Here is a 16563-nt window from a genome sequence, read left to right on the forward strand (position 1 = left end):
CACCTCCGGCATCAGCCACAAAATTATGGGCGACAAGCTTCGGCTGCTTCAGCAGCAGGAAGGCGTAGAGGTAACCTTTATCTCCTCTCCAGAGGGTGTAGATGCGGAGCTGATGAAGGAAAAAGCCTATCCGTTCGAATGGAAGCTGCTGCCGATGGCGCGGTCCATTCAACCGGTTGCCGACCTGCGGTCGATTCTTGCGATGTACAAGCTGTTCCGCCGGGAGCGGTATGACATTGTGCATACCCACACGGCCAAAGCCGGCCTGATCGGACGGATTGCGGCGAAGCTGGCGAGGGTTCCGGTCGTTATTCATACGAGCCACGGATTGCCGTTCTATGAAGGGCAGCCGAAGAAGACGTATTGGTTATACAAAATGCTAGAGAAGTTTGGCGCGTTATGCAGCGATGCGATAGCGTCGCAGAACGAGGAGGATGCCGGCGTGCTTCGCAAGCTGGCGCCTTGGCGGCCGGTGTTTGTGGAAGGCAACGGGGTAGACCTTAAGCATTTGGACGATCTGGCCCGTGCGGTAACGCCGGAGCAGACGGCGGCGCTTCGCAGGAAGCATGGAATTGACCGGGAGGAAAAGGTGCTGTTTATGGCGGCGCGTTTTGAACCGGTGAAGGATCACAGCCTGCTGCTTGATGCTTTATCGGAGCTCAAACGGGTTGGAGCCCTGAATTGGGTAACGGTACTAGCCGGACAAGGACCGCTCGAGACGGAGATTAAGCTTCAGGCGGAAATGAGCGGCCTCGAGGACGATGTACTTTTCGTCGGACAGCAGTCCTCGATTATTCCTTGGCTGGTCATGGCCGATGCCGTAACGCTGACCTCGGAAAAAGAAGGCATCCCGCGCTCCCTGATGGAGGCGATGGCGCTTAGCAAGCCGGTTGTTGCCACGAAAGTACTGGGCACGCGAGAGCTGGTAGCGCATGCCGAGACCGGATTACTCGTTAAGTACCGGGATTCGATGCAGCTGGGCGAAGCGCTTGCGGCGATGATGAACACGCCGGAGGCAAGGAAGTGGATGGGCGATGCGGGACGGCGGCGGATTGAAGCGGCGTTTACGGAAGCCCGGGTCGTCGAGCGTCTGATGCGTCTGTATCGCAGTACGAAGGCCCAAGTGGATCGGAGCCGCGGACTAGGAGCCAGGCTGAATGCCTTTGGCAAGCGGCTGTTCGATCTGGTAGCGAGCGTACCGGCTGCGCTGCTGCTGTCGCCGGTGATGCTGATCGTTGCCCTGCTGGTGAAGCTGAAGCTGGGCTCGCCGGTATTGTTCAAGCAGCAGCGTCCGGGCAGGTACGGCAATCCGTTCTATGTACTGAAGTTCCGCACGATGCGGGATGCGTACGACCGTTTCGGTCAGCCGCTGCCGGACGAAGCGCGGCTGACGTCCTTCGGCAAGCTGCTCCGTAAGCTGAGTCTGGACGAGCTTCCACAATTATTTAACGTGATTCGCGGGGATATGAGTCTGGTGGGGCCTCGGCCTCTATTGATGGAATATCTCCCGCTTTATACAGAAGAGCAAGCGCATCGTCACGATGTCCGTCCGGGCATTACGGGCTGGGCGCAGGTGAACGGAAGAAATGCCGTCTCCTGGGAGGACAAGTTCAAGCTTGATCTCGTGTACGTGGAGCGTCGGAGCATCTGGTTTGATTTTCGCATATTGGTACGGACTGTGGGAAAGGTGCTGAAGCGTGACGGAATTTCGAGCGCGGGTCAGGCCACCGTTCAAAAATTTACAGGAAGCAGAGAAATGGGGAATGCATCATGATTAGCGGTCATACGGAGCAATACCGGGTAATGGAGGAGCCTGCAAGACGCCCTCTCATCGTTGTGGGTATGGGTGGACATGGCCGGGTGCTGATGGATATCGCCCGCGTATCGAAGACTTACCGATTGGCGGCTGTCCTTGACGACCGCTTCTCCGGCGTCGAGCTGCGGGGCGGCCTGCCGTATGGTCCAATCGCGACGCTGAAGCATTTTCTCGCGGATGAGCCGGGCATGCACGTGGTGATCGGCATCGGCGACAACCGGACGAGACGGGCCATCGTTGAGATGCTTTCTCTGCCTGAGTCCTCTTACGCAGTGCTTGTGCATCCCGCGGCCGTTGTTGCAGAGGATGCACGTATCGGGCTTGGCGCCGTGGTGATGCCCGGCGCAGTCATTGGCCCGGGCGCCGTAGTTGGCGCGCACGCCATCATTAACTCCGGCGCGGTCGTCGAGCATGACGCGCTGGTCGGTCCGTTCGCGCATGTATCGCCGAACGCGACCATGGCCGGCGCCGCCTCCGCCGAGGAAGGCGCGCATATCGGCAGCGGCGCGGTGCTCATCCCGCGCATCCGCGTCGGCAGCTGGTCCGTGCTTGGCGCGGGCGGCGTCGCCGTCCGGGATATTCCCGGCGGAAAAACCGCCGTGGGCGTCCCGGCACGGATCGTGCCGCCACGCCTCAGCGTGGAAAAGGCGCTGTAAGGCAGCGCGAGTGAGGCATTGTAAGGCGGAAGCCCGCCTTGCGATGCTGGAACCAGGCTCGCCGCGGGCGAAAATGGGTTGCGTAGGGCTAAAAACAGCCTTAAAGTAACCGCCGCTATCGCAAAGGTCACGCGTGTAAGGCGGCCCCCCCTTACAAGGCCGGCTTCTGCAGTGGTTCCGCTGAAAGGTCAAAAACAGCCTTTCATGTATCGCTGCGGGGGAATTCGGTCGCCGAAAGGCTGGAAACCGCCTTTCACCACCATCAAGCGCGCAGCGCCGGGTCCTCGTAAGCTCCTTTTGGAGCTTACGGCCCTCGCTGCCGCGGCAAACCAGACCCTGTAAGCGCCAAAGGCCGCTTACAACAAGGCAAAACCCGCGCCGCAGCCTCGCTGCTGGCGGCGCGGCAAACCAAAACCAAGCGCGCGGCGTTGCCAACGCTCGCCGCGCGCACCACATAGCCCGCCCTGACAGAGGCGGGCAGCACAAGAGGAGCTGATCGCGACGTGAACAACAGTCGAATCTATTTATCCCCGCCGCATTTGGGAACGCGGGAGCGCGAATACGTAGAGCTAGCCTTCCGCACGAACTGGATCGCGCCGCTTGGTCCCAATGTCGACCAGTTCGAACGAGAGCTGGCCGAGAAGGTAGGAGCGAAGGGGGCAGTTGCGCTGTCCTCCGGCACCGCGGCCATCCATATGGCGCTTAAGCTGCTGGGAGTTGGACGCGGCGACCGCGTTTTCGTCTCCTCGCTTACGTTTATCGCAAGCGTGAATCCGGTGCTGTACGAAGGCGGCGTGCCGGTCTTCATCGACTGCGACGCCGAGACCTGGACGATGTCGCCGCAGGCGCTCGAACGCGCTTTCGAGGAAGCGCATCGCAACAGGCAGCTGCCAAGAGCGGTTATCGTTGTCCACCTGTACGGGCAAAACGCCGACATGGACGCTATCAATGAGATCTGCGCCAAATACCGCGTGCCGGTCATTGAAGACGCCGCCGAATCCCTAGGCACCACGTACAAAGGCCAATCCAGCGGTACCCATGGCAAATTCGGGATCTACTCCTTTAACGGCAACAAAATCATTACCACCTCCGGCGGTGGCATGCTGGTCTCCGACGATACCGCGGCGCTGTCGAAGGCGCGCTTCTGGGCGACGCAAGCTCGCGAGCCGCAGCCGCATTACGAGCATGCCGAGCTTGGCTACAACTACCGTTTGAGCAACGTGCTCGCGGGTATAGGCCGCGGACAACTGGAGCTGCTCGACGACCGGGTAGCTGCCAGGCGCGCGGTGTTCGACCGGTACAAGCGGGCTTTTGCCGACATCGAAGGCATCAACATGATGCCGGAAGCGGAATATGGCTACGCTACCCGCTGGCTGACGACGATGACGATCGATCCGATTATTACCGGCTGCACGCCGGCCGATCTGCTGGAACGGCTCACCGAAGCCAATATCGAAGCGCGCCCGGTATGGAAGCCGATGCACCGCCAGCCGCTTTTGCAATATTATCCTTACTTCCCGCATGAGCCGGGCAGCAGCGTATCCGACACGCTGTTCGAGCAAGGCATCTGCCTGCCGTCAGGCTCCAGTCTCACGTGGGAAGAGCAAGACCGCGTGATCACCTGCATCAAGCAAACCATTCAAATGAAATCGAGGAGGATGTCTCATGAAAGTGCGTAAAGCGATAATTCCAGCTGCCGGTCTCGGCACCCGATTCCTGCCTGCAACAAAAGCTCAGCCGAAGGAAATGCTGCCGATCGTGGACAAGCCGACTATCCAATACATTATTGAAGAAGCGATTGCTTCCGGCATCGAAGACATTCTGATCATCAGCGGCCGCGGCAAGCGGGCGATTGAGGACCATTTTGACAAGTCGTACGAGCTTGAGGACATGCTTGCCAAGAAAGGCAAGACGAAGGAGCTTGAGCAAATCCGCGGTATCTCCGATATGGCGAACATTCACTACACCCGTCAAAAAGAGCCTAAAGGCCTTGGCCACGCGATCTGGTGCGCACGCAGCTTTGTGGGCAACGAGCCGTTTGCCGTACTGCTTGGCGACGACATCGTACAGTCCGAGGACCCTTGCCTCAGCCAGCTGATCCGTGTCTATGACCGCTATCAGTCCTCGGTTGTTGGCGTGCAGCGCGTAGCCGACGAGGATGTATCCAAATACGGCATTATCGCGCCTCGCGGATCGTCGATCGAGCCGTCGGTCTTTTTCCTGGACGGTCTGGTGGAGAAGCCTTCGAAAAAAGCTGCTCCTTCCAACTACGCGATTATGGGCCGTTACGTGCTGTCGCCGGAGATTTTCGATATTCTCGAGCATCAATCCCCGGGCGCGGGCGACGAAATTCAGCTGACCGATGCGATCAAGAAGCTGAACGACCAGCGCAACGTGCTTGCTTACAACTTTGAAGGCGTCCGTTACGACGTAGGCGACAAGTTTGGTTTTATCAAAGCGCAACTCGACTTCGCGCTGCAGCGTGACGATCTGCAGAAGGATGTGCTGGGCTACCTGCAGCAAGTGTACGAGAAGCATTTTATTACGAAGGCGGCGAACTAACATGCGGAAAATTACAGTAATCGGTACGGGTTATGTCGGTCTTGTTTCGGGTACTTGCTTTGCCGAGGTAGGCAACCGGGTTATCTGCTGCGACGTCGATCAGCGCAAAATCGATCTGCTCAATAGCGGCGTCATTCCGATCTATGAGCCGGGTCTCGAAGAAATGGCGCTTCGCAACAAGAGCGAAGGCCGCCTACTCTTCACAACCGAAGTAGGCGAAGCGATCGAAGCTTCGGACATCGTCTATATCGCGGTTGGCACGCCGATGTCGGAAACGGGCGAAGCGGATATGCGTTACGTGATGTCGGCGGCGAAGAAAATCGGCGAGCATCTGAACGGCCACAAAATCATCGTGAACAAAAGCACCGTGCCCGTTGGCACAGGCGAGCTCGTGCGCGAGGTTGTTCAGGCGAATAAGAAATACCCTTGGACAAGCTTTGACGTCGTGTCCAATCCGGAGTTCCTCCGTGAAGGTACGGCGCTGTCGGACTGCATGAACATGGACCGCGCCATTATCGGCTCGGACAACGCGGAGGCGGCGGAGCAGATCGCGCAGCTGCATGCGCCTTTTAACACGCGGATCTTCAAGACGGATCTGGAAAGCGCGGAGATGATCAAATACGCGGCGAACACGTTCCTCGCAACGAAAATTTCGTTCATCAACGCCATCGCCAACATCTGCGAAAAAGTCGGCGCCGACGTGGAAGACGTAGCCAAAGGCATGGGCATGGACAGCCGGATTGGCGAAAAGTTCCTCCAGGCCGGCATCGGCTACGGCGGCTCCTGCTTCCCGAAAGACACTTATGCCTTAGCGCATATCGCGGACAAGTCGGGGTATGATTTCGAACTGCTGAAATCGGTTATCAAAACAAACCATCGCCAGCGCTTTGTCGTCATGGACAAGCTTCGCGAGACGCTTGGCGGACTTGCGGGCAAGCAGATTGCCGTGCTGGGCCTGGCATTCAAGCCTAACACGGACGACATGCGCGAAGCGCCGTCCTTAAGCATTATTCCGGAGCTGCTGAAGCAAGGCGCGGTTGTTCGCGCGTTTGATCCGATTGCAGCCGAAGCGGCTAAGAAACAGCTGCCTGCGGAGGTCGCTTATCTGGAGTCGGCGGAGCTTGCGGCAGCAGGCTGCGACGCCTGTGTGATTTTGACCGAATGGAATGAAGTGCTGACGATGGATCTGGCACAAGTCCGAGACCGGATGAAGCAGCCAATCATGATTGACGGACGCAACAGCTTTGATCCGAAGGTCATGGAGCAGCACGGTTTTGTCTACTACTCGGTAGGACGTCGTCCGGTGAATCGCCTTGAGGCGGAACGCAAATCCGTGAATTTGTAGGAGGCAAGCGACTGCAAATCCTGATCTCGAAAGGGGGTGAGCACTTGAAAGAAGGTCCGCTTCGGCCGGGCGGATGTGAAGTGCGGATTTACCTTATAAAACGAAATTGCAGGAAATGCAGGAGGAGGAAGGTATGAAAAAGAAATTCCGGGCGCTGATAACGCTGGCTGCTACGGCATTGCTTGTGCCGGCGCTTATCGTTAACGCGTCGAGCGCAGCAGCCGCATCCAAAACAACAACAGCTGCCGTTACAACGGGATCGTCATTGTCGAGCTTTTTCTCGCAATCGACGTTCCAGCCGCTTGCCAATACGTTCATTCAGAAGGTGATTCAGAATTTTGCGCAGGAAGTGCAAAAGGCTGTAGAGAGCATTCAGAACGGCAAAGACAATAATGGCAAAGGCAACAACGGCAACAACGGTAACGGCAATGGCAACAACGGCAACAACGGTAACGGCAATGGCAACAACGGCAACAACGGTAATGGCAATGGCAACAACGGCAACAACGGTAATGGCAACGGCAACCACGGCAACAACGGTAATGGCAATGGCAATGGCAATAATGGCAACAACGGCAACCACGGCAACAACGGTAATGGCAATAATGGCAACAACGGCAACAACGGCAACAACGGCAACAACGGCAACAACGGCAACAACGGCAACAACGGCAACAACGGCAACAACGGCAACAACGGCAACAACGGCAACAACGGCAATAACGAGAAACAAATCCAACAGGTGTACAATGACACTTCCGCGAAGCTGTTCCAGCTGCGCAACCAGTGCCAAGCCGGCCTGACGGATATTGCTGTGGAGTTCACGACGTTAACGTCGACGCATGAAAAAACGGAACTGTACAAAACAGGTACGGCTGCATTCAACAGCTGCACAAGTCAGTACAAAGTGATCATGGATAATGCCGCAGCGCAAATCGTTGCTCTTGGCGGCGAGCCTTCGATCCTTGAACCGATGCAAGATCGTTATCAACAAGAGATCGTCGCAGGCCGTGCACAGCTTAATGCAATCGTAGGCAAATAATTTTTTGCTGAACTAGAAGAACCGCGTAATGGAGATACTCTCTGTTGCGCGGTTTTTCTCTGTTCTATTTTCGGATTATAATAGGTACGGAAACGGAGGTTATCATCATGATTATCAGAGAGCTTCAGGAGAAAGACAACGCAGCAATTGAACGCGTAATCAGAGAATGTCTGATCGAATTCGGAGGCAATCGGGAAGGGCTGGCATGGGCTGACGAGAGCCTGAGCCGTCTGTCCGACTATTATAATCGCGAAGGCCGGGCCTATTGGGTTATCGAGCAGGATGGAGAGGTTGTTGGCGGCTGCGGAATTGCGCCGTTTGCTGACTCGGAGGAAGTATGCGAGCTGCAGAAAATGTATCTTTTCCCGGCGGTACGCGGTACAGGCATGGCGGTAAAGCTGCTCGATACGGCGTTAGCTTTTGCCCGGCTTCATTATAAACAGTGCTATCTCGAAACGCTGCAAAATATGCATGCCGCTAACCGCTTCTACGCCAAGCATGGCTTCGAGTCGCAGTCTGCGCCGCTTGCCGGATCGGAGCATTTTGCATGCGACGCCTGGTATATTAAAGGTTTGGAATAATCCGCGTACCCGGAAACTTGAACCATTTTCCCTATATAATTAGAAACTTCTGGATGTTACGATTCGTTAGTAAGATCAGGAGGTGGGATTAATGGGCAGGTTCTTATCGATATGTATTTGTTCGCTTTTCATTCTCTTGCTGAGCGCTTGCACCCAGGCTGAAGAGGTTCAGCATGTTGAAGCTTTCGGAATTGAGGTCATGGAACAGAATGCGGAAGGGATGTATGAACCAGCGGGATTTAAGAAAGTGAATTCGATCATTACGTCAAAGCAAGACAAGAATTATACGAAGGTAGAGCTGAAGTCCGTTGAAGACTTCTATGATACGGGAGGCAAATACATAAAAACAGTCATTACCCATGAACAGGGCTATAAGTCGAACGTACTTGATACGAAGGATGGATTTCATCGAACGGAAGAGCTTCATGAGCCGTCAACGATTCTGATCCCCGACGAAGATGCCGAGAACTTCCGGGGAGACCAGCTGTCCAGTGAAGAACTCGAGCAACTAAAGAAACATGTACAGTCCTTTATGAAGCTGGTTGATTAAGCAGGCGAATTCGTCTGCTTATTTTATTTTTGCTAAAACCGTTTGCTCCTCCCGGGAGTCTAATAAATAGATATGCAAAATGGCAGGGGAGGAAGCGTGTGGGAAACGAATTACTGGTAGCCGCAGCGAAACGTGGCGACGATGCTGCCTTTTATAGTCTCATAACGCAGCACAAAGAAAAAATGTACCGGATTGCTTATTCGTATTTGAAAAACGAAACCGATGCCCTTGAGGCCGTGCAGGAAGCGACCTGCCGCGCCTATATGCAGATTCACAAGCTGAAGGAGCCGGAGTTTTTCGGCAGCTGGCTGATCCGGATTCTGATGAATTATTGCGCGGACGAAGCGAAGCGGAAGGCACGAAGAGCGGACGGACAGCAAGCAGCTGCCGCTGCGCTTGATCCGCACGCAACAAGCGGCGAGTCGGCCCTGCTGGAGCGGGTTATGCTCGAGTCGGCGGTGGAGCAGCTGGATGCGAACTATCAGAAAGTGATTCAGCTGAAGTATTATCATGACCTTACCATTACGGAGATTGCAAGAACGCTGCAGAAGCCGGAAGGCACGATAAAAACCTGGCTGCATAAAGCGCTAGGCGGGTTGCGGCAACGGTTGGGGAAGGAGGGGGAGCCGAATGGATGAGTATCGGGATGAACAAGCACGCGAGCTTCCTGAGCTGGAAGCGATGAAGGAGTATATGGAGGACATTCCTATTCCGTCCGAAATTGACGCGAAAATATGGAGCGGCATAAGGGCCGGCCGGCAACGCAGAAGACGCAGAGTGTTTTCCAGAGTGGCTGCTTATACCGCTTGTCTCTTGCTTGTCGTATCGGTTGCTTCCGTCCGCTTCTCTCCTGAAGTAGCCGCTTATGTGGGGGAGATACCTGGGCTCAAGCCGCTAGTCGAGCTCATTCATTATGATAAAGGCCTTGAACTAGCGATTAATAATGACTTTATGCAGCCCATAGGTTTATCGAATGTGCAGGATGGCATAAAGATGACGATTGACGGTATTATCGCCGACGAATCGAGGATCATTGTGTTCTATACGCTAGAGAATGTGGATGGGCAGAAGAGTGTTGTTAATCTTCAAAAAGTAGCATTGCCGAATAATAAGGACATCTCCATCTCGCATGGATTCTCTGCAGTTAATGATGACTGGAAGAACATACAGGGAACGATAGACTTTTATCCTAATGATGCGGGAGAATTCCCGGATACACTGAATTTGAAGCTTGGAATCAATAAGGTTACCGAGACAGCTACAAAGAATACGGAGTGGAATTTCAGCATCCCTGTAGATAAAGCAAAATTTGAGGGGATGAAGGAAACTTATGAAATCAATCAGACCGTTAGGGTTGAGGGGCAACAGATTACTTTTGGGAAAATGACCGTGCATCCGACTAGAATTGAACTTGAAGTAGCTTACGATGCGGCTAATACGAAGAAGCTGTTTTACTTCGATGATCTTAGGCTTGAGGATGAGAAAGGAGAAACCTTCGGCACCATTTCAAATGGCGTAACCGGCTCGAATATAAGCGAGAACAGTCAAATACTCTACTTCCAGAGCAATTACTTCCGTAAGCCCGAGCATCTCTATCTCGGGCGAGCAGTATTCGGGCACTGGATAAAGATAAGCTGGAGGTGAAGGTGGACCTCAATCGCAAACAACTGCTTGCCGGGCCGGACAGCTTGCTTACTATAAAAGATGTTGGCGCGAGTGATGAACAAGGGCAAGATTGGATTGTTTTCGGACTGAAAAATGAGGATCCGCTGGATCAGGCCAGAGCGTATAGCTTATTTAAGATGTCGTACAAAGATGCCTCCGGCCAATTCTTCGATTCGGATAGAACGGGATCATCCGGCGATGAGTACCGATTCTACATTCCGAAGGAAAACTACCAAAGCCCGCTTACGCTCTTCATTCAAGATTACCCGACCCGGATTCATGGGGACATTGATCTTAAAATCAAATAGACCAAGTAAGGGCTGCCGTTCATAGGCAGTCCTTACTTGTTCGAAAAGATCCGCTTTTTCTTCTACTGAAGCTGAGTAGGAACTTCACTCTTATGGGGCTCACGGACTTCAGAGAATATATTGCGGCTGTCGGAAGTTACGGTGTGGGATGCATTGGCTAGCGGGAAATAGGATTTCAATAGCGTTTCGAGGTCTCTTATCGTTACCGGCTTTGCATGAGGAAAGAGTTCATAACCAAGCTCGCCATTAACTTCGATTGTCGCGGATTTTACATCTTGGAAAGCGGAGACTCCGATCATGCGCAGTCGTTTCTCCAGATCATCTACGGATATGCGCAGCTTCCTCAGATTTTCTATCTTCATTTCACCATTCTCGATAACGGGAATGGCAACTCCCTTTAACAGGCGTTCGGCAGTATTCGATTTGGTTGTCAGCCATTCAACCCCTACAAGAACGGCAATAAACACTGCGGCTGCCACAATCGTCTTTAAAGCTCCTTTGCCGCTTACCTCCGAGCCCATAATTGCACCTACGGTTAGCAATATTCCCAGCTGGGGCATGGTCATTTGAGAAATCGATTTTCGTCCGGCCAGACGAAGAAGAAGGATACTGACGGCAGCAAATAAAAGGGCCAGACCTAAAATGTATAACATGCGAGTCCTCCTGATAGTCAGTTAATCCTGTATAAGTAAGTATCTGCATTGGGGCTTTTAAGTATCAGGAAAGAAATGACAAATAAGGCTGACGTAAAAACGGCAGCCTTACTCCTTACTCCGATAGCAAAAAGTCGAGTACAGCGTTCTCAAACGCATCAGGATACTCTACGTTGGGGAGGTGGATGGCAGGCAGCATAAGAAGCCTTGCACCTGGCACCGTTTCGGCGAGTAATTCGCCGTGGCTTGGGAGCGTTACCGTATCATGCTGGCCCGCGATGACTAAAGTCGGGCTGCCGATAAGAGCAGCGGTCCGGCGCAGATCCATGTCGCGGATTGCAGCCCAGCTGCCTCCGATACCTTCTGCGCGTGTAGTGAGGACCATCTGGTGAAAAGCTGCGACAATCTCGCTCTCCGACTCGATCATAGGCGAAGGAAACCAATTGTTGATAAACATATCCGCGAAGCCATTCAAGTTCTCCGCTTGCAGGACGGATGTTATCAAGCCATTCCATTGCTCTGCGGGTCCCAGGTAGGACGAGGTATTGCTCAAGATCAGCCGGCTGATTCGTTCGTGAGCGTGAATGCCAAGCCATTGCCCGACGACACCGCCAAGTGACAGTCCTAGAAAATGGACGCGGCCGATCTGAAGCGAGTCGAGCAGCTCGATGACATCCCTGCCCATTCGGTCCATGGAATAAGGTCCGGCTGGAGTATCCGAGTCGCCGTGACCGCGGTAGTCATAGCGCAGCACGCGGAAGTGCTCCTTAAACCGGGCGATCTGTCCGTCCCACATCTTCATGGAAGTCGCAATGGAGTTAGCGAGCATCAGTACCGGCTTGCCGGCTGTTCCATCCATTCGATAAGCAATCCGAACACTATCTCCCGTAGTGAAAAAGCTTAATCCATTCGTTCTATTTGTTTCATTAAAGATCATTGTCATCGTCTTCCATCTCCCTAATTGGTTGTTAGTGACAGTTTATTGGAATGGGCTTACAATTTACATGAGAGGATTAAGGCGTTTGACGCCCGAAAACTTAATTATTACGTTAATAGCTGTCCCAAACCTTTAAATAAGAGGTGATCTCATCCATGGACCAAATTGATCATAAAATACTGTCGATCCTTCATGATAACGCCAGGATTACGATTTCGGAGATGAGCCGCATCATCGCTATGTCGCAGCCGGCCGTCACCGAGAGACTTCGAAAGCTCGAGGAGCAGGGGGTCATTACGGGCTACCGGGCAGAACTGTCTTTATCCAAGCTTGGTAAGTATACAACGGCGTTTGTATTGTTTAAGTCGAATAACTGCAAAGAATTCGAGGCTTTTAGCGAGGCTGCGCCCGAGATTGTGGATTTCTACCGAACGAGCGGGGAGTACAATTATTTATTGAAGGTCGTGACGGAAACAAGCGAGACTTTGGAGAGCTTCCTTGAGAAATGCCATACCTTCGGATTTTCTTCAACTCTGGTCGTACTCTCCACCCGATTCGAGGATAAACTTTTTCCCGCATTTCTCCCTAACCAAGCATAAATCCCGAACAAACCGCGTACTTAGTGAAGCAAGACTTCATAAGTATCGCGTTTTTTTTGTTCTTTGATAAACGTTTTGTTTTTGCGCAAAGATGCCATACTGAACGAATAGCGGGTAGGGATACAGGTTTTTAAGGAGTGATAGCAGATGAAGCTGTATGACTGCGCCATAATCGGAGGCGGACCGGCTGGTCTTAATGCGGCGCTTGTACTGGGAAGGGCAAGGCGGCACGTTGTGCTGTTTGATGATAACAAGCCGCGAAATGCGGTGACCCGTGAATCGCATGGATTTATTACAAGGGATGGCGTGAAGCCCGATGAGTTCCGGCGGGCCGCGCATCTAGATATAAGCAAATATCCTTCCGTTCAAGTGGTTCGGAACAAGGCCGTGGATATGGTGAAGCGGGGGCACGCCCTGTTTCTCGTGCAGGCAAGTACCGGTCAGGTGTATCAGGCACGGACGATTATTCTGGCGCTTGGACTCAAGGAGAAGCTTCCGGACATAACGGGTGTCGCCGATTATTACGGATCGTCCTTGTTCAGTTGTCCTTACTGCGACGGATGGGAGCTAAGAGACCAGCCTCTAGCCGTGATATCAGAGAATGAGTCCCATCGCTTCTCGATGGCTTCCACAGTGTACAACTGGAGCAAAGATCTGATTGTGTGCACCAATGGGGTCGGAACGTTTGAGCCGAAGCAACGTGCGAAGCTACTGAGCCGGGGTGTGCGGATCTTCGAGCAGCCAATCGCTTCTCTGAGGGGAAAAAGCGGCCGTCTGCAAAAAATCGTCTTTGCCGACGGGACGGAAGTGGCGCGTACGGGAGGTTTTGTAACCTCTGATTGGTATCTCCCGATCCGTATTGCCGAGAAATTAGGCTGCAGATTAAATGAAAGCGGCGGTCTGGCGATAGATGATTACGGAAAAACAACGGTAGAGCATGTCTACTCGGCCGGCGATGCAGCGACAATCTCGCCCGCCCAGCTTATTGTTGCGGCTGCCGGAGGGAGCAAAGCGGCGATGAGCGTGAATACCGCGTTGACCCATATGGACTTTTAAGCGCAATGTTATTTAAAATTCTAAGGATTTATAAGTTGTATTTTATAATATGGCTTAGAATTCTCCGGAATGAAACGCGCCCTCCTGCCAAGGATCGTGAAGCCGTTTCACCTTGATGTTATAAAAACTCACATATAGCATTGCGCAGAACCGTTCTTACCTGCTAAAATCTTGATGAATTGCTAGCTGATTGATAGATTGCACGCGCAGCTCAATTTGTGCTAGGCCAATGTTGAGAGAGGTGGAATGGACCATGGGGAAGCGATTATCGGTACTTCTGGCAGCAGGAATTCTCATCATGACGATGGCAGCATGCGGGGCTAACAAGGAAAACGGCAGCAATACGGCAAGCAGCGGCGATAAGCCAAGCGGCAGTGCCAGCGGGAAGGTGTACAAGTTCGCGACCGACGCGGCTTATGCGCCAATGGAATTTATGGATAAGGATAAGATTACGGGCTTTGACGTTGATTTTCTGAAGGCGGTTATGGACGAAGCGGGACTGAAGTATACCATCACGAATACCGGCTGGGACGCCATGCTGACGGAGGTGCAATCCGGCAAAAGCTACGATGCGGGGATATCGAGCGTATCCATAACGCCGGAGAGGGAAGAGTCGTATGACTACTCCATTCCTTACTTTGAATCTACCAATATGATTATGGTGAAGGAAGACAGCACGGTCGCAAGTGCGGCCGACCTGAAAGACAAGAAGGTGGCGGTTCAGGGCTCCACGACGGCGGATACGTTGATGTCAGGCATTATGGGCAACGACAATTCCGATCTGAAGCGGTTCGACAGCAATGCGGTAGCGATGCTCGAGCTTGATTCGGGCGGGGTGGATGCCGTTGTGGCCGATATCGCGATTGTCCGAGAATATATGAAGAACAATCCGGAGCGCAAGCTGAAGGCGATTATGGATACGGCGAGCTTTGGTTCGGAGTTTTACGGCATTTTGCTTCCGACAGGCAGCGAGCTGAAGGCGAAGCTGGATCCGGCGATCAAGGCGGTGCTCGAGAACGGCAAGTATACGGAGATTTATAAGAAATGGTTCGGGGAAGAGCCGAACGTCGACAATGTGCTAAACGCGAAGTAAGCAGCATAAGGCATGCGTAATGGGATCAAGTTGCGCATGCTTTTTTCTTACCTGGGGGAGGACGAGCGCATGCATTTTCGATTCGATATTATCGTCGACTATATTCCGTTATTGCTCAAAGGGGCAGCGCTGACGATTGGGATCTCCGCGCTGGCGATTGTGCTGGGCTCCATTCTGGGGCTGGCCGTCAGCTTCGGCAAAATGTCGTCCAGGTGGTATCTCAGCTGGCCGACGAGCGGTTATATTCATTTTTTTCGAGGTACGCCGTTATATGTGCAGATCCTGATCGTGCATTTTGGGCTTGTGCCCGCTTGTATTGGACATACCGATGCCATTGTTGCCGCGATTACCGCGCTTGCCTTGAACTCGGCCGCCTATACGGCGGAGATTTACCGGGCGGGCATCCAGTCGATTGATAAAGGCCAGACCGAAGCGGCGCAATCGCTAGGGATGACAAGCGGGCAGACGATGCGATTTATTATTCTGCCGCAGGCGGTGAGGCGGATGATTCCGGCCTTTGGCAATGAATTTGTCGTCCTGATCAAGGATTCCTCGCTGGTTGCCCTGATTGCCGCACCGGAATTAATGTACTGGAGCAATGTGATGCGCGGTCAATATTTGCGCGTGTGGGAGCCTTATCTGGCGGCCGCCTTTATTTATCTGATTCTGACCTACTCGCTCAGCAAACTGCTGGGCTGGATGGAGAAGAAAGGGGTGGCGGGATGACGGCGGGACCGATTATTGAAGTAACGGGAGTCCATAAGTCTTTTGGAGCGAATGCCGTCCTGAAGGATGTGTCCGTGCGGGTAGCGCCAGGAGAGGTTGTTGTTGTTATCGGTCCTTCCGGCTCGGGGAAGTCCACGCTGCTCCGCTGCCTGAATGGACTGGAGAGGCCGGAGGGCGGCGAGATCCGGATTGAGAACCGTTCCTTGCTTGATGCCGGATCAGCCATTACGGAGATCCGCTCGCGTATGGGGATGGTGTTCCAGCAGTTTAATCTGTTCCCTCATCTGAACGTGCTGCGCAATATTACGCTCGCTCCCGTGCAGGTGCGCAAGCAGGAGCCGGCTCATGCAGAGAAGCTTGCGCTGTCGCTGCTTGGCAAGGTGGGTCTTAGCGAGAAAGCGGGACAGTTCCCCGCCTCGTTGTCCGGCGGCCAGGCACAACGGGTTGCGATTGCAAGGGCGCTGGCGATGGAACCGCGCATTATGCTGTTCGACGAGCCTACTTCGGCGCTTGATCCGGAGATGGTCGGCGAGGTGCTCGCCGTTATGAAGGAGCTAGCGGCGGAAGGGATGACGATGGTCATCGTTACGCATGAGATGGGCTTTGCACGTGAGGTCGGGCATCGGGTGCTGTTCATGGAACAGGGCATGATTGTGGAAGAAGGGACGCCGCAGCAGCTGTTTGACGAGCCGCGGCAGGAGCGGACGAAAGCTTTTTTATCCAAGGTGCTGTAACAGTCGAACCACGGAGCGCATAAGGTGAATTCTCCGCGGATACCCTACTTAATGGCAAAGGAGGGGATTCGAACATGGAATCGACTAGCGAATTTGTGGCAAAGGTTCATGCCACGCAAGCCAAGCAGAAGAAAAACAAGGTTCATTATGGCAAAGGCAAGGCGTCCCAAAAGCTGCAAAATGTGCAGCATACGAACAATCCTTAGTCCAACGAACGATTCCGCCCGCATCGGTCACTCC

Annotated in this window: 19 protein-coding genes and 1 pseudogene; 18 read left to right on the forward strand and 2 right to left on the reverse strand. The window is 53.5% G+C overall.

The window, feature by feature from the left end; translation table 11 throughout:
- Positions 1–25: 25 nt before the first annotated feature.
- From WFJ73_RS26685 to WFJ73_RS26740, 12 genes and pseudogenes are all read left to right on the forward strand, one after another.
- Positions 26–1039, forward strand: a pseudogene (locus tag WFJ73_RS26685) (glycosyltransferase family 4 protein); the annotation flags it as partial.
- Positions 1040–1093: 54 nt separating this feature from the next.
- Positions 1094–1774: a sugar transferase gene (locus WFJ73_RS26690; RefSeq protein ID WP_442955994.1), complete on the forward strand. Its 681-nt coding sequence runs from the start codon at positions 1094–1096 to the stop codon at positions 1772–1774.
- 29 nt (positions 1775–1803) lie between these two features.
- A complete protein-coding gene (locus tag WFJ73_RS26695; protein ID WP_336776054.1) occupies positions 1804–2472 on the forward strand; it encodes an acetyltransferase in 669 nt (222 codons plus the stop codon).
- A 503-nt stretch (positions 2473–2975) separates the two neighbouring features.
- Positions 2976–4151, forward strand: a complete 1176-nt coding sequence (locus tag WFJ73_RS26700; RefSeq protein WP_336775983.1) for a DegT/DnrJ/EryC1/StrS family aminotransferase — start codon at positions 2976–2978, stop codon at positions 4149–4151.
- Entirely contained in the window at positions 4138–5034 is an 897-nt protein-coding gene (galU, locus tag WFJ73_RS26705) for a UTP--glucose-1-phosphate uridylyltransferase GalU (protein ID WP_336775984.1), read from the forward strand. Before WFJ73_RS26700 ends, galU begins: the two co-directional genes overlap by 14 nt.
- A 1-nt stretch (position 5035) precedes the next feature.
- Entirely contained in the window at positions 5036–6379 is a 1344-nt protein-coding gene (tuaD, locus tag WFJ73_RS26710; RefSeq protein WP_336775985.1) for a UDP-glucose 6-dehydrogenase TuaD, read from the forward strand.
- A 133-nt stretch (positions 6380–6512) separates the two neighbouring features.
- A complete protein-coding gene (locus WFJ73_RS26715) occupies positions 6513–7421 on the forward strand; it encodes a hypothetical protein (RefSeq protein WP_336775986.1) in 909 nt (302 codons plus the stop codon).
- A 107-nt stretch (positions 7422–7528) separates the two neighbouring features.
- Entirely contained in the window at positions 7529–8002 is a 474-nt protein-coding gene (locus WFJ73_RS26720) for a GNAT family N-acetyltransferase (protein ID WP_336775987.1), read from the forward strand.
- A 91-nt stretch (positions 8003–8093) separates the two neighbouring features.
- Complete coding sequence (locus tag WFJ73_RS26725; protein ID WP_336775988.1) at positions 8094–8552, forward strand: hypothetical protein; 459 nt, start codon at positions 8094–8096, stop codon at positions 8550–8552.
- A gap of 98 nt (positions 8553–8650) precedes the next feature.
- Positions 8651–9190 carry a sigma-70 family RNA polymerase sigma factor gene (locus WFJ73_RS26730; protein ID WP_336775989.1) on the forward strand — a complete coding sequence of 180 codons (540 nt, stop codon included), beginning with the start codon at positions 8651–8653 and terminating at the stop codon, positions 9188–9190.
- Complete coding sequence (locus tag WFJ73_RS26735) at positions 9183–10196, forward strand: DUF4179 domain-containing protein (RefSeq protein WP_336775990.1); 1014 nt, start codon at positions 9183–9185, stop codon at positions 10194–10196. Before WFJ73_RS26730 ends, WFJ73_RS26735 begins: the two co-directional genes overlap by 8 nt.
- A gap of 2 nt (positions 10197–10198) precedes the next feature.
- Complete coding sequence (locus WFJ73_RS26740; protein ID WP_336775991.1) at positions 10199–10525, forward strand: hypothetical protein; 327 nt, start codon at positions 10199–10201, stop codon at positions 10523–10525.
- A 62-nt stretch (positions 10526–10587) separates the two neighbouring features.
- On the opposite strand, the gene WFJ73_RS26745 is transcribed toward WFJ73_RS26740, so the two are convergent.
- The gene (locus tag WFJ73_RS26745; RefSeq protein WP_336775992.1) at positions 10588–11178 is read right to left on the reverse strand and encodes a DUF421 domain-containing protein; all 591 of its coding nucleotides are present in this window, start codon (positions 11176–11178) and stop codon (positions 10588–10590) included.
- 115 nt (positions 11179–11293) lie between these two features.
- Positions 11294–12121, reverse strand: a complete 828-nt coding sequence (locus WFJ73_RS26750; protein ID WP_336775993.1) for an alpha/beta fold hydrolase — start codon at positions 12119–12121, stop codon at positions 11294–11296.
- A 149-nt stretch (positions 12122–12270) separates the two neighbouring features.
- Here WFJ73_RS26750 and WFJ73_RS26755 point away from each other — a divergent pair, with 149 nt between their 5' ends.
- The 6 genes from WFJ73_RS26755 (at position 12271) to WFJ73_RS26780 (ending at position 16529) form a co-directional block, all read left to right on the forward strand.
- Complete coding sequence (locus WFJ73_RS26755) at positions 12271–12714, forward strand: Lrp/AsnC family transcriptional regulator (protein ID WP_336775994.1); 444 nt, start codon at positions 12271–12273, stop codon at positions 12712–12714.
- Between the two features lie 147 nt (positions 12715–12861).
- On the forward strand, positions 12862–13770 hold the full coding sequence (locus tag WFJ73_RS26760; RefSeq protein ID WP_336775995.1) for an NAD(P)/FAD-dependent oxidoreductase: 909 nt from the start codon (positions 12862–12864) through the stop codon (positions 13768–13770).
- A gap of 253 nt (positions 13771–14023) precedes the next feature.
- Positions 14024–14863 carry a basic amino acid ABC transporter substrate-binding protein gene (locus WFJ73_RS26765; protein ID WP_336775996.1) on the forward strand — a complete coding sequence of 280 codons (840 nt, stop codon included), beginning with the start codon at positions 14024–14026 and terminating at the stop codon, positions 14861–14863.
- 69 nt (positions 14864–14932) lie between these two features.
- The gene (locus WFJ73_RS26770) at positions 14933–15589 is read left to right on the forward strand and encodes an amino acid ABC transporter permease (RefSeq protein ID WP_127499152.1); all 657 of its coding nucleotides are present in this window, start codon (positions 14933–14935) and stop codon (positions 15587–15589) included.
- A gap of 11 nt (positions 15590–15600) precedes the next feature.
- Positions 15601–16323, forward strand: coding sequence for an amino acid ABC transporter ATP-binding protein (locus WFJ73_RS26775; protein WP_336776055.1), 723 nt, complete (start codon positions 15601–15603; stop codon positions 16321–16323).
- Between the two features lie 74 nt (positions 16324–16397).
- Positions 16398–16529 carry a DUF4023 domain-containing protein gene (locus WFJ73_RS26780; RefSeq protein ID WP_336775997.1) on the forward strand — a complete coding sequence of 44 codons (132 nt, stop codon included), beginning with the start codon at positions 16398–16400 and terminating at the stop codon, positions 16527–16529.
- Positions 16530–16563 lie beyond the last annotated feature (34 nt).

Origin of the sequence: Paenibacillus sp. MMO-58 (genome assembly GCF_037146255.1) — a bacterium.
In the GTDB taxonomy this organism is placed as follows: Bacteria; Bacillota; Bacilli; order Paenibacillales; family Paenibacillaceae; genus Pristimantibacillus.

Coding starts and splice junctions, on each gene's coding strand:
- WFJ73_RS26690 (WP_442955994.1), top strand. CDS start 1,094: ATGCGTCTGTATCGCAGTACGAAGGCCCAAGTGGATCGGAGCCGCGGA.
- WFJ73_RS26695 (WP_336776054.1), top strand. CDS start 1,804: ATGGAGGAGCCTGCAAGACGCCCTCTCATCGTTGTGGGTATGGGTGGA.
- galU (WP_336775984.1), top strand. CDS start 4,138: ATGAAAGTGCGTAAAGCGATAATTCCAGCTGCCGGTCTCGGCACCCGA.
- tuaD (WP_336775985.1), top strand. CDS start 5,036: ATGCGGAAAATTACAGTAATCGGTACGGGTTATGTCGGTCTTGTTTCG.
- WFJ73_RS26715 (WP_336775986.1), top strand. CDS start 6,513: ATGAAAAAGAAATTCCGGGCGCTGATAACGCTGGCTGCTACGGCATTG.
- WFJ73_RS26720 (WP_336775987.1), top strand. CDS start 7,529: ATGATTATCAGAGAGCTTCAGGAGAAAGACAACGCAGCAATTGAACGC.
- WFJ73_RS26725 (WP_336775988.1), top strand. CDS start 8,094: ATGGGCAGGTTCTTATCGATATGTATTTGTTCGCTTTTCATTCTCTTG.
- WFJ73_RS26735 (WP_336775990.1), top strand. CDS start 9,183: ATGGATGAGTATCGGGATGAACAAGCACGCGAGCTTCCTGAGCTGGAA.
- WFJ73_RS26745 (WP_336775992.1), bottom strand. CDS start 11,178: ATGTTATACATTTTAGGTCTGGCCCTTTTATTTGCTGCCGTCAGTATC.
- WFJ73_RS26750 (WP_336775993.1), bottom strand. CDS start 12,121: ATGACAATGATCTTTAATGAAACAAATAGAACGAATGGATTAAGCTTT.
- WFJ73_RS26755 (WP_336775994.1), top strand. CDS start 12,271: ATGGACCAAATTGATCATAAAATACTGTCGATCCTTCATGATAACGCC.
- WFJ73_RS26760 (WP_336775995.1), top strand. CDS start 12,862: ATGAAGCTGTATGACTGCGCCATAATCGGAGGCGGACCGGCTGGTCTT.
- WFJ73_RS26765 (WP_336775996.1), top strand. CDS start 14,024: ATGGGGAAGCGATTATCGGTACTTCTGGCAGCAGGAATTCTCATCATG.
- WFJ73_RS26770 (WP_127499152.1), top strand. CDS start 14,933: ATGCATTTTCGATTCGATATTATCGTCGACTATATTCCGTTATTGCTC.
- WFJ73_RS26780 (WP_336775997.1), top strand. CDS start 16,398: ATGGAATCGACTAGCGAATTTGTGGCAAAGGTTCATGCCACGCAAGCC.